The organism is Gordonia sp. OPL2 (assembly GCF_003797825.1).
Taxonomy (GTDB): Bacteria; Actinomycetota; Actinomycetes; order Mycobacteriales; family Mycobacteriaceae; genus Gordonia.
In genome coordinates this window covers 76389-87356 of record NZ_RKME01000025.1, presented here as the reverse complement: position 1 = coordinate 87356, position 10968 = coordinate 76389, and the positions used below count along the sequence as shown (strand labels likewise).

Below are 10968 nucleotides of genomic sequence, written 5' to 3'. Positions count from 1 at the left end.
TCACCCACGTGTTACTCACCCGTTCGCCACTCGAGTACCCAGCAAGCTGGGCCTTTCCGTTCGACTTGCATGTGTTAAGCACGCCGCCAGCGTTCGTCCTGAGCCAGGATCAAACTCTCCATGAAAATCTAGCGAAAAACGCCGGCCAAACCGGCACCTTTCAACACAATCTCAGTCAGAGAGACAAAAACCTGACCAAACAAAAACTAGCAACACCCACTCACAGAGCAGGTGCCACAAAATAATTCATCTCATATCCAAAAAACTTGGACACACGATGCCAATCATGGCATCAGACAATTCATCAACACACTATCGAGTTCTCAAAGAACACACACCCACCGGCACTACCCCGAAACAGGGCGCTCACCAGCAAGCTTTCGTTCTGTTTGGATTCGCTGCCCGTCTCCGGCGCAACTCTTCCAGCCTACCAGACGCTCTTCGCGGCCCGCAACTCTCGGTCGAAGTCCGATCAGGAGTGTCTGGCAGTCCGAGATTTCCGACCCGGCGCATGATGCGACCCGGTCGTTTTCTCGGGGGCGGCCAGAGGCAAGAACCGGTTTCCCTTCCCCGTTTTCCCCTCTCGGGGCTGTCCGGGGCGGCGCCGTGTCGCTCTGACTTGAAGAAAGTTACGCAGGTTCGCAGCCAGGGTCAAATCGCCTGTTCAGCGGGCGCAGCCTCTCGCGTTCTTGCAGGTCAGGGCACTGAGCTGGTCGCCCACATCGTCGAGAATGCGGGTTTGGGACGTCCGTACCCAAGTGTGATCTGCGCCATGAAGCCCGTCCTTTTGGACAGTGTGGGCGCCCGCTTGGACAGTTACCGCAGGCCACGGCCATTTCTACGGTGAAGAGATGACTCTTGTCGATGATGCGCCCGTGCCCGGACTCCGCTTGGCGGTACGACGGTCGATGACCGTGCCCAGCGGTTTCGATGTCTGTGGCGACATCGCGTGGCGGCGGACACCGGAGGGCATCGAGATCGTCCACGCGCTCGACGAGGCCACGATCAGCGACTCGGCGATGATCGCCGGCCTGCTGCCCTTGGTCGAACGGGGCGTCCTCATCGGTCAGGCCGGATTCGAGGAGGCCGCGACGGGGATCATCCGCACCTCCGCAGGTACCGAGGCGAGATCCTGGGCGGCCTTCTACGACAACTCGCTCGACGAACTCCGGACCGGCAGCTCGCCGTTCAGTCCCGTCCATCGGCGGGCGCGATCGCTGATAGTCGGCGATTCCGTCCTCGAGGTGGGCTCCTGCTTCGGGTTCTTCGCTCTGCAGTGCGCCGAGGACGGCCGTCGTGTCGCCGCCTGCGACATCTCCCCCGGTGCGGTCGCGCTGCTGTCCGAGAACGCGCGACGACGGCGCACTCCGGTGGAGGCGGTTCGCGGCGATGCCACCGACCTGCCGTTTTCCGGCTCCTCGGTCGACACCGTGACCCTGATCCACCTGCTCGAACACCTCGACGACACCGCAGCCATGAGTGCGGTGTCGGAGGCCTTGCGCGTGGCACGACGACGTGTCGTCATCGCGGTGCCCTACGAGCAGGACGCCAGCGAGCACTTCGGACACCGCGTGCGCCTCACCGAATCCCACCTGCGTCGATGGGCCGATGCGGTGGACCACGCCGGCGCGGAACTCCTCGAGGATCACGGCGGCTGGCTTGTGCTCCGTCCGGCTCCTGAGGCCGATGGGCGCGTCGGTCAGATCAGGCCGCGCTTGCTGGCGATGTAGACGGCGTCCGTGCGCTTGGTCACGCCGAGCTTGCGGATGATGTTGCGGATGTGGAACTTGACCGTCGACTCAGAGATGTAGAGCGTTTGCCCGATCCTTTTGTTGGACAAGCCATCTGCGAGTAGACGAAGGACCTCCCGTTCACGTTCGGTCAGGGCCTCTGGGGCATCGCCCTCCCCGGACACCGTGCGTAGGACGATCGCCGCGCTGCGCGGATCGAACGCACTCCCGCCGCCGGAGACCGCCTGGATCGCACGGACCAGCTCCGTGGTGTCCACGTCCTTGACGACGTATCCACGTGCACCGGCCTTCACCGCCCGCACCACCAGGTCGTCGTCGAGGAAGGTGGTGAGGACCAGCGCCGCGACGCCCGCGTGACGGGAGGTGATCTCGCGGATGAGCCGGAGACCCTCGTACTCGGTGCCCGCGGTCAACTTGAGGTCGACCACGACGACATCCGGAGTGCATCGGGCGACCTCGGCGAGCGCCGCGTCGTAGGAGTCGGCCTCCCCGACGACGGAGATCGAGGTCTCTCGGTCGAGCAGGGACCGGATGCCCTCGCGGAGCAATGCATGGTCGTCGACCAGCATGGTGCGCACGGCCGTCGTCTCGGGTGCGGTCATCTCACTCCTCGTGTGTCTCGGACCGTGGCCGCCCGGTCGTGCACCGGGATCTCGACCGCGATACGCACTCCGCCCAGCCGGGAGCGTCGGATGCGCAGCGCGCCACCCAGCTCCGCGGTCCGTGTCGCCATGTTGGCGAGCCCGCGGTGGCGGCCGGCGAGATCGCCCAACATCGCGGCACGCATCACCTTGCGCATGTGGGCCGGATCCCCGCAGCCGTCGTCGTCGACGCGCAGCGCGATGGTGTCCTCCCCGTAGACGAGTGCGACGCGGGCCGTCGAGGCGTCGGCATGGACAGCGGTGTTGAACAGCGCCTCACCGGCGATACGCAGGATCGCGTGCTGGACGTCGTCGGGGAGATCACGGACCCGGCCGCTCACCCGCACCTCGGTCTCCAGGTCGGCCGGCATGTGCATCGAGCACAACCCGTCGAGCACTTCGCCCAGACTCAATTCGCTGACCGACGGCGACTGGTTGAGCGCATAGATGACCGAACGCAGCTGATCGACGGCATCGCGGGTCAGCCGGCCGGCCACCGCCAGTCTCTCGGCGGTCGGGGCATCGGACTCCCTCCGGCAGACCTCGATCTGCATCCCGGCCGACAACACCGATTGGGTGACCGAGTCGTGGATCTCACGAGCGATCCGTTCCCGTTCGTCGGTGACGAGCCGCTGGCGCATGGCGGCCGACAGCTCCCGCTGGGTGCGCGAGAGTTCGGCGTTGCGGGCGGCGAGGTCAGCCGCCTGCTCGGTGGCCTGGGCGTACGCGGACTCGGCTCGCTCGAGCTGATGACGGCTCTCCTGGAGCAGCGCGGCGTTGAGCAGTGCGACGGCGGCCTGACGCGCGAGAATCCGCATCACGACGAGGTCCGCGGAGTCGACGACCTTGTGCTCCGGTGTCCAGGCGGACAGGCCACCGACGACCTCTCCGTCGAGATGAACCGGCACATGGAGGTGATGATCATCGACGACCGGGCGCACGAGCTGACCCATCTGATTGCGCAGGATGTCGTTGAGTCGGTTGAGAACCTCATCGGGCAGGTGACTGGGTGTGCGCGCCATCTGCACACCCTCGAAGGCGAGGATGGTGCCGTCGCGGGTCAACATCAGGTGACGCGGACCCGTCCGGTCGAGTTCCCCGTCACAGAGCGCGAAGACGACCCACTCGGCGTCGAGGTGCTCCTGCACCGCACGCACGACGGACAACACCAGGGTCTCGGGCCCCTCGGCTGTCTGCACAAGGGCTCTCGAGATGCGGTCCAGCGCGCCGACGACGCGCGTCAGCCGCTGTTCGACGCCCCGGAACTGGGCGTAGTGCGTGCCTTTGACCGAGTGGAGGCCGAGGAGCGAGTCGAGATGCTCGGCACCCGCGACGACGTCGTCAGAAGGACTGCCCGCACCCAGGTCGACGGCGTTCACGTCGGTGTCGTGCGGGGTCGTCCGACTGCCCATCACAGCGCCTCGCGGTAGGTCCGCTCGACGTCGGCGACCGACGGTTGGCGCGGATTGGTGGTCATGCACGCGTCGTTCATCGCGTTGGCCGTCAGGACGGCCACGTGCTCGGGGCGGACACCCAGCGGTGCCAGAGAGCCCGGCAGCCCGACGCGTCGGGCCAGTCCGGCGACCTCGTCCGCGAACCGATCGGCGGTCGCATGCGCCGACCCGGCTCCGGGCATCCCGACCGCGTGCGCGAGTGCGACGTACGGCTCCGGATCGGCCCCCGCATTGAACCGGATCACGTGTGGCAGCAGGACCGCGTTGATCGCGCCGTGCGGGGCGTCACACAGCCCGCCGACGGGGTGGCTCATCGCATGCGTGGCACCCAGGATCGCGTTGGTGAAGGCCATTCCTGCCTCGAGCGCTGCATACGCCATGTCCAGCCCGGCGTCGGGATCGGACGGGTCGTCGACGAGACGCTCCACGCTGCGCCACGCGGTCCCGATCGCGGAGAGCGCGGCGGTATCGGTCAGTCGACTGTGCGCCACCGACGCGAACGCCTCGATGCAGTGGGTGATGGCGTCCAGACCCGACTGCGCGACCACCTCGGGTGGCAGCGTGCCCAGGACACGGGGGTCGATCACCGACACATCGGGGACCAGTCCGCGACCGATGATCGTCACCTTGGTGCGTCGATCGACATCGTTGACGATGCAGAACTGCGACACGTCCGAGCCGCTCCCGGCCGTGGTCGGCGCCGCAACCAGCGGCGGCAGCGGCCGGCGCGCCCGGTCGATCCCCTCGTACTGCAGGATGTGGCCGCCGTTCGCCGCGAGGATCGCCACACCCTTCGCCGCGTCGATCACCGAACCGCCACCGAGGGCGACGATCCCCTCGCACCGCGCCCCCATGTAGTGCTCGAGCGCATCCGCGATCTCCGGCGCTCGTGGGTTGGGCGAGATCCCGGTGAACGAACAGACTTGCAGGCCAGACGATCTCAACCGATCGGCGAGTTCCGGATACCACGGGGTGGCCATGAGCTGACGATCCGACACGATCATGAGGCGGCGGACGCCGAGACCGGAGGCCGCTCGCGGGACCTCGGCCAGAGATCCCGATCCGATGATGATCTCGGGCGTGTGGAACTTCGCCAGGCGCACGCCGCCACGGGTCATCGTCTCGCCCGTTCCGGTCTGCACGTCACCTCACCTGCCCCACAACCCTGCGTCTGCCGCGATCCTACGCGGAGTGGCGCCCCTCACGCGCCGTACGCGTCCGCCGACACCTGCGCTCACGCGGACGGATCGTGCACCACGCACACGCGGTCGCACAGTGCCGCATGGCCGGGCAGGTCGCCGCCGGGACCCCACGCGCAGCCGGGTTCCGGCGTCCTCCAGATGGTCGCGCGCGCACGGCGGCCACCGATCTTCTCGCGGACCGTCCGACGAGTCACGTGGCGTCCTGATCGACCGAGTGTCCGGCACCCATCCAGTGCAGGAGTTGGTGCACGGTGTCGTCGTCCAGCCGGTAGCTGACCGACCTGCCGAGGCGGGTCGAACTCACCCAGCCCTGATGCCGTAGGACGCGGAGTGCCTGGGAGACAGCCGTTTCGGTGCGACCGACGGCGGTGGCCAGATCACCGACGATGATCCCCGGCCTGCGGTGCAGCACGACCAGGATCTCGAGCCGATGCGGATCGGACAGCAGATCGAATCGTGTCGCCCACTCCTCGATGTCCACCGCGCCGTCGGCGCCACCGGATCCGACGGCGGGATCGTGACTTTCGTGCCGGCCGGTCATGTCTCAGTCGCCGACCCGCTCGATCTCGCCGCCGAGAGTACGCAGGTTCTCCACGAACCTCGGGTAGCCGCGGTCGATGTGCTCGACGTCGTGGACCTCGGTCACCCCGTCGGCGACCAGTCCGGCGAGGACCAGCCCCGCCCCGGCCCGGATGTCGGAGCACCAGACAGGTGCGCTCGAGAGCCGGTCGATGCCACGCAGGACCGCATGATGTCCGTCCGTGCGGGCGTCGGCGCCCAGCCGGACCATCTCCTCGACGAATCGGAACCGTGCCTCGAAGACGTTCTCGGTGATCACCGACATCCCGTCGGCGATGGCGGCCATGCCGATCGCCATCGGTTGGAGATCGGTCGGGAAGCCCGGAAACGGCAGCGTCGACACGTTGATCGCCGTCGGCCGGCGATCCTGGCGGACCCGGAAACCATCGTCGAACCGGTCGACCTCGGCGCCGGCATCACCCAGCTTGTTGAGCACGAGCTGCAGGTGTTCGGGCAGCACACCTCGGACGGTCACGTCCCCGCGGGTCATCACCGCGGCGATCCCCCACGTCGCGCCGACGATGCGGTCACCCACCACACGGTGGGTGGTCGGATGCAGCCGGTCGACGCCGATCACGGTCAGGGTCGACGTCCCCGCACCCTCGATCCGGGCGCCCATCTGCGCGAGCATCACGCACAGGTCGACGATCTCCGGTTCGCGGGCGGCGTTGTCGATGGTGGTGACGCCCTCGGCCAGGACCGCGGCCATCAAGATGTTCTCGGTGGCGCCGACCGACGGGAACTCGAGCGCGACCGGCGCACCGATCAGCGCATCCGCCTCGGCCACGACACAACCGTGCTCGATGGAGCTGTGCGCACCGAGCGCACGCAGCCCGGCCTGGTGCATGTCCAGCGGCCGTGACCCGATCGCGTCGCCACCGGGCAGCGCGACAACCGCACGCCTGCATCGCGCCATCAACGGACCCAACACACACACCGATGCACGGAACTGCTTCACCGCGTCGAAGTCGGCGTGGTACTTCGGCTCCGCCGGGGCCTCGATCTCGACCGTGTCGCCGTCGATGGAGACCACCGCACCGAGGCCGCGCAGCACATCGGCCATCAACGGGACGTCGGCGATCTCGGGTGAGTTCGTCAACGTGGTGGTGCCCTCGGCCAGCAGTGCCGCCGCCATCAGCTTCAGCACGCTGTTCTTGGCGCCCCCCACGGACACCTCGCCGGACAGGCGGGCTCCCCCGGAGACCAGAAAGCGATCACTCACGCTGTCACCTTAGCCGTCCGCCCGAGCACCCCGGCGTGCGCCGGGCCCACGCTCGGGTGCTGCCGGGCGGGGTCGGTCGCCTCCGGGTATCCACTTCACGTCACCGGCACCGTGCGGTGGCCGATTGGCCACGCGGGAGAGGATGAACAGCAGATCCGACAGGCGGTTCAGATACCGCGCCGGCAGCACACTCGTGTGCGCCGGGTCGGCATCGACCGCAGACCAGGCCGACCGTTCGGCTCGGCGGGTCACCGTCCGGGCGTGGTGCAGCAGCGCACTCAGCCGGCTCCCGCCGGACAGGATGAACGAGTCGAGCGCCGGGAGATCCTCGCCGAAGCGATCGCACCACGTCTCGAGGGCGTCGATGTAATCCTGTTCGATCCGTAGCGGCGGGTACTCGGGGTTCTCCACGACGGGAGTCGCGAGGTCGGCGCCGGCGTCGAAGAGATCGTTCTGCACCGTCGCCAGCACCTCGGCGATGTCCTCGGGGACGTCGTCTCCCAGAGCCAGTGCCATGCCGATCACCGCGTTCGCCTCGTCGCAGTCGGCATAGGCGCCGACCCGGACGTCGGTCTTCGGCACCCGGGAGAAGTCGCTGAGGCCGGTGGTGCCGTCGTCGCCCGTGCGCGTGTAGATCCGCGTCAGATGTACTGCCATGACCCGAATCTACTGCCCGCGGAACACGCCGGGCCGCTCGGTGGCGGTCCTCAGGCGCTGCGGCGCCGCTGGGAGCGGTTGGACTGACGTGACTCGAGCCACGACTGGAATGCGGTCACCGCTCCCGGTGCCATCGCCACCTCGAAGGCGCGCCCATCGGCGTCGGCCCCGGGCGCGAGTTCGAGGATGATCATGCCCTCGAGGATGTCGGCCTCCGTACCGAAGGGTCGTCGACGCCCGGTGATCTCGATCGACTGACGCGCCAGAGTGCGGGTCGGGCCGGGTCGAAGCGCTGTCAGACGGAAGTAGCGCAGGGCGTCGTCGCTGTAATGCACGGTCCCGTGCCGCCACCCCTCGTCCTCGGCTGCGGGCAACTCGCGCAACAGGACCGGCGTCCCCATCCGACGCAGCTGACCCAGTCGATAGGCCAGGAGCGCGCAGACGATGATCGCCACGATCAGCAGGATGGCGAGCAAGACCGCAACAGTCGACACCAGGTGTACCTCCCCGGACCGGCCGCGCATATGGGCTGTTGGCGACCGTCCTGTGTCCAGCATGCCAGAGATACGACGACGGCCGGTCACCGCACCGTGGTGCGATGACCGGCCGTTGCCGATCAGGGATTACTTGGCGGCGTGTTCGGCCGCTGCCAGCCGCGAGTGGGCACGGTTGTAATCGTCGCTGCCGGGCTCGGCGGCCTCGAGGGCCGACCGTTCCGCGGACGCGTCGATCTCGTCGGCCCACTGTGCGGACTCGGCGAGGATCGTCACCGATTCACCGGTGACGGACAGGAATCCGCCCTGTACCGCGGCAGACAGACGCTTGCCGCCCTCCTCGTCGATCACCACGAAGCCACCCGGGACGAGCTGTCCCAGCAACGGCTCGTGGTTGGCCAGCACGCCGAGTTCACCGGAGGTGGTCTGCGCGATGACGAAGGTGGCCTCACCCGAGTACAACTTCTCATCCGCTGCGACGACCTCGACGTGAAAGGACTTGTCAGCCATGGCGTTCCGCTACTTTCCGGCGATCTTGGCGGCGGCGGCCTCCACGTCGTCGAGTCCACCGCAGCTGTTGAACGCCTGCTCGGGCAGGTGGTCGAACTCGCCCTTGCAGACGCGGTCGAAGGCCTCGATGGTGTCGGCGAGCGGCACGACCGAACCCTTCTGACCGGTGAACTTCTCGGCGACGAGGAAGTTCTGGCCCAGGAACTTCTGGATACGGCGGGCGCGCTGCACCGTCACCTTGTCCTCTTCGGACAGCTCGTCCATACCGAGGATGGCGATGATGTCCTGGAGTTCCTTGTACTTCTGCAGGATTCGCTTCACCTCGTTGGCGACACGGAAGTGCTCGTCACCGACGATCGAGGCCTCCAGGATGCGCGAGGTCGAGGTCAGCGGGTCCACGGCCGGGTAGATACCCAGCTGCGAGATCGGGCGCGAGAGCTCGGTGGTCGCGTCGAGGTGGGCGAAGGTCGTGGCCGGCGCCGGGTCGGTGTAGTCGTCGGCGGGCACGTAGATGGCCTGCAGCGACGTGATCGAACGACCCTTGGTCGAGGTGATCCGCTCCTGCAGCTCGCCCATCTCGTCGGCCAGGGTCGGCTGGTAGCCCACCGCGGACGGCATACGGCCGAGCAGCGTGGAGACCTCCGAGCCGGCCTGGGTGAACCGGAAGATGTTGTCGATGAACAGCAGCACGTCCTGGTGCTTCACATCGCGGAAGTACTCCGCCATGGTCAGCGCCGACAGTGCCACGCGCATACGCGTGCCCGGCGGCTCGTCCATCTGACCGAACACCAAGGCGGTGTCCTGCAGAACGCCCATCTCCTCCATCTCGAGGTGGAGGTCGGTGCCCTCACGGGTGCGCTCGCCGACACCGGCGAACACCGACGTACCGGAGAACTCACGCGCGATACGGGTGATCATCTCCTGGATCAGCACGGTCTTGCCGACACCGGCACCACCGAACAGACCGATCTTGCCGCCCTTGACGTACGGGGTCAGCAGGTCGATGACCTTGATGCCGGTCTCGAGGATCTCGGTCTTGCCCTCGAGCTCGTCGAAGGCCGGCGGCTTGCGGTGGATGCTCCACTGCTCGCCGTCGCGGCCGAGGCCCGGGCTGTCGAGGCAGTCGCCGAGGGCGTTGAACACGTGACCCTTGACCACGTCACCGACGGGCACGACGATCGACTTCCCGGTGTCGCTGACGGCCGCACCGCGCACCAGACCGTCGGTCGGCTGCATCGAGATGGTGCGGACCAGGTTGTCACCGAGGTGCTGCGCGACCTCGAGCGTCAGGGTCTTGGCGACTGCTTCGAGGTTGACCTCGGCGTGCAGCGCGTTGAACAGTTCTGGGATCGATCCCCGCGGGAACTCGACGTCGACGACGGGGCCGATGATGCGGACGACCCGGCCGTCGGCCGAGCCCGTCGATGCATCCGCGGGTGAGGTTACTGCTGCGGTCATTGTGGTGGGGTCACTTCCTCTTTGGGTCGATAGGTCAGGTGGCCAGCGCGCTCGAGCCGCCGACGATCTCGCTGATCTCCTGGGTGATCTGCGCCTGGCGGAGCTGGTTGGCCTCGCGGGACAACGACGTCGCCAGTTCCTCGGCGTTGTCGGTGGCCGCCTTCATCGCGGTGCGGCGTGCCGCCGACTCCGATGCCGCGGAGTCCAGCAGCGCCGCGTAGACGCGCGTGGCCACGTACTTCGGCAGCAACGCTTCGAGCAGGGTCTCGGGACCGGGCTCGAACGAGTAGTTGCGCGAGGACTTGTGGATCTCGGCGTCCTGGTCCACGTCCTCCTCGGACACGACCAGCGGGGCGACCCGACGGACCTCGGGGGCCTGGGTCAGCATGCTGACGAACCGGGTGTACACCAGGTGCAGCTCGTCGAGTCCCTCCAGTGAGCCCTCACCGTCCGGCCGCTCGATCTGCTCGCCCGAACCGGCCTCGAACAGCTGCACGAGGAAGTCGGTGGCCTGGCTGGCGTCGCTGTACACCGGGGCCTGGGAGAACCCGGTCCACGAATCGGCGATCTCGGTGCCGCGGAACGTGAAGTAGCCCACGCCCTTCTGGCCCATGACGAACAGCACCGGTTCCTTGCCCTCGTCGCGCAGCAACGAGATCAGTTCCCGGGTGGCCCGCAGGACGTTCGAGTTGTAACCACCGCACATGCCGCGGTCGCTGGTGACGACGAGAACACCTGCGCGCTTCGGGTTCTCCCGCTCGACGAGCAGCGGGTGATCCAGTGATCCCGCGTTGCTCGCCAGCTCGGAGAGCACCTCGGTCATCTCGTGCGCGTACGGCTTCGCCGCGGCGACACGCGCCTGCGCCTTGGTGATCCGCGAGGTCGCGATCAGTTCCTGGGCCTTGGTGATCTTCTTCGTCGAGTTCACCGACCGGATGCGTGAGCGCAGCTCACGAATGCTGGCCATGAGCCCTCACCCCTTCCTCTCCGAGACTGCCGG

12 protein-coding genes and 1 rRNA gene are annotated in these 10968 nt (G+C 67.4%); 1 reads left to right on the top strand and 12 read right to left on the bottom strand.

What is annotated here, in order from left to right; all coding sequences use genetic code 11:
* Positions 1 to 125, bottom strand: a 16S ribosomal RNA gene (locus EEB19_RS20570); the annotation flags it as partial.
* Positions 126 to 851: 726 nt separating this feature from the next.
* On the opposite strand from EEB19_RS20570, the gene mftM reads away from it, so the two are divergent.
* Positions 852 to 1730, top strand: a complete 879-nt coding sequence (gene mftM / locus EEB19_RS20565; RefSeq protein ID WP_187589215.1) for a mycofactocin oligosaccharide methyltransferase MftM — start codon at positions 852 to 854, stop codon at positions 1728 to 1730.
* Here mftM and EEB19_RS20560 read toward each other — a convergent pair.
* The 11 genes from EEB19_RS20560 to EEB19_RS20510 all read right to left on the bottom strand — a co-directional run bounded on the left by EEB19_RS20560 (position 1700) and on the right by EEB19_RS20510 (position 10935).
* Positions 1700 to 2353, bottom strand: coding sequence for a response regulator transcription factor (locus EEB19_RS20560; RefSeq protein WP_187589214.1), 654 nt, complete (start codon positions 2351 to 2353; stop codon positions 1700 to 1702). The genes mftM and EEB19_RS20560 overlap by 31 nt on opposite strands.
* Positions 2350 to 3804 carry a sensor histidine kinase gene (locus EEB19_RS20555; protein WP_262365814.1) on the bottom strand — a complete coding sequence of 485 codons (1455 nt, stop codon included), beginning with the start codon at positions 3802 to 3804 and terminating at the stop codon, positions 2350 to 2352. Before EEB19_RS20555 ends, EEB19_RS20560 begins: the two co-directional genes overlap by 4 nt.
* On the bottom strand, positions 3804 to 4964 hold the full coding sequence (locus EEB19_RS20550) for an iron-containing alcohol dehydrogenase (RefSeq protein ID WP_187589223.1): 1161 nt from the start codon (positions 4962 to 4964) through the stop codon (positions 3804 to 3806). Before EEB19_RS20550 ends, EEB19_RS20555 begins: the two co-directional genes overlap by 1 nt.
* Before the next feature lie 116 nt (positions 4965 to 5080).
* Entirely contained in the window at positions 5081 to 5242 is a 162-nt protein-coding gene (locus EEB19_RS20545) for a hypothetical protein (RefSeq protein WP_187589213.1), read from the bottom strand.
* Entirely contained in the window at positions 5239 to 5589 is a 351-nt protein-coding gene (locus EEB19_RS20540; protein ID WP_187589212.1) for a helix-turn-helix transcriptional regulator, read from the bottom strand. Before EEB19_RS20540 ends, EEB19_RS20545 begins: the two co-directional genes overlap by 4 nt.
* A 3-nt stretch (positions 5590 to 5592) precedes the next feature.
* Positions 5593 to 6849, bottom strand: a complete 1257-nt coding sequence (gene murA, locus EEB19_RS20535; RefSeq protein WP_187589211.1) for a UDP-N-acetylglucosamine 1-carboxyvinyltransferase — start codon at positions 6847 to 6849, stop codon at positions 5593 to 5595.
* 9 nt (positions 6850 to 6858) lie between these two features.
* Complete coding sequence (locus EEB19_RS20530) at positions 6859 to 7506, bottom strand: cob(I)yrinic acid a,c-diamide adenosyltransferase (RefSeq protein WP_187589210.1); 648 nt, start codon at positions 7504 to 7506, stop codon at positions 6859 to 6861.
* A gap of 50 nt (positions 7507 to 7556) precedes the next feature.
* A complete protein-coding gene (locus tag EEB19_RS20525) occupies positions 7557 to 8000 on the bottom strand; it encodes a DUF2550 domain-containing protein (RefSeq protein ID WP_187589209.1) in 444 nt (147 codons plus the stop codon).
* A 129-nt stretch (positions 8001 to 8129) separates the two neighbouring features.
* On the bottom strand, positions 8130 to 8510 hold the full coding sequence (locus EEB19_RS20520) for a F0F1 ATP synthase subunit epsilon (protein WP_187589208.1): 381 nt from the start codon (positions 8508 to 8510) through the stop codon (positions 8130 to 8132).
* A 9-nt stretch (positions 8511 to 8519) separates the two neighbouring features.
* Entirely contained in the window at positions 8520 to 9968 is a 1449-nt protein-coding gene (gene atpD, locus EEB19_RS20515) for a F0F1 ATP synthase subunit beta (RefSeq protein WP_187589207.1), read from the bottom strand.
* Between the two features lie 34 nt (positions 9969 to 10002).
* Positions 10003 to 10935 carry a F0F1 ATP synthase subunit gamma gene (locus EEB19_RS20510; protein ID WP_187589206.1) on the bottom strand — a complete coding sequence of 311 codons (933 nt, stop codon included), beginning with the start codon at positions 10933 to 10935 and terminating at the stop codon, positions 10003 to 10005.
* Between the last annotated feature and the right edge of the window lie 33 nt (positions 10936 to 10968).

What these genes read in the sequence shown, in the direction of transcription:
- EEB19_RS20520 (WP_187589208.1), bottom strand. Translation starts at nt 8,510, where the DNA reads ATGGCTGACAAGTCCTTTCACGTCGAGGTCGTCGCAGCGGATGAGAAG.
- atpD (WP_187589207.1), bottom strand. Translation starts at nt 9,968, where the DNA reads ATGACCGCAGCAGTAACCTCACCCGCGGATGCATCGACGGGCTCGGCC.
- EEB19_RS20555 (WP_262365814.1), bottom strand. Translation starts at nt 3,804, where the DNA reads ATGGGCAGTCGGACGACCCCGCACGACACCGACGTGAACGCCGTCGAC.
- EEB19_RS20510 (WP_187589206.1), bottom strand. Translation starts at nt 10,935, where the DNA reads ATGGCCAGCATTCGTGAGCTGCGCTCACGCATCCGGTCGGTGAACTCG.
- EEB19_RS20550 (WP_187589223.1), bottom strand. Translation starts at nt 4,964, where the DNA reads ATGACCCGTGGCGGCGTGCGCCTGGCGAAGTTCCACACGCCCGAGATC.
- EEB19_RS20530 (WP_187589210.1), bottom strand. Translation starts at nt 7,506, where the DNA reads ATGGCAGTACATCTGACGCGGATCTACACGCGCACGGGCGACGACGGC.
- mftM (WP_187589215.1), top strand. Translation starts at nt 852, where the DNA reads ATGACTCTTGTCGATGATGCGCCCGTGCCCGGACTCCGCTTGGCGGTA.
- EEB19_RS20560 (WP_187589214.1), bottom strand. Translation starts at nt 2,353, where the DNA reads ATGACCGCACCCGAGACGACGGCCGTGCGCACCATGCTGGTCGACGAC.
- EEB19_RS20540 (WP_187589212.1), bottom strand. Translation starts at nt 5,589, where the DNA reads ATGACCGGCCGGCACGAAAGTCACGATCCCGCCGTCGGATCCGGTGGC.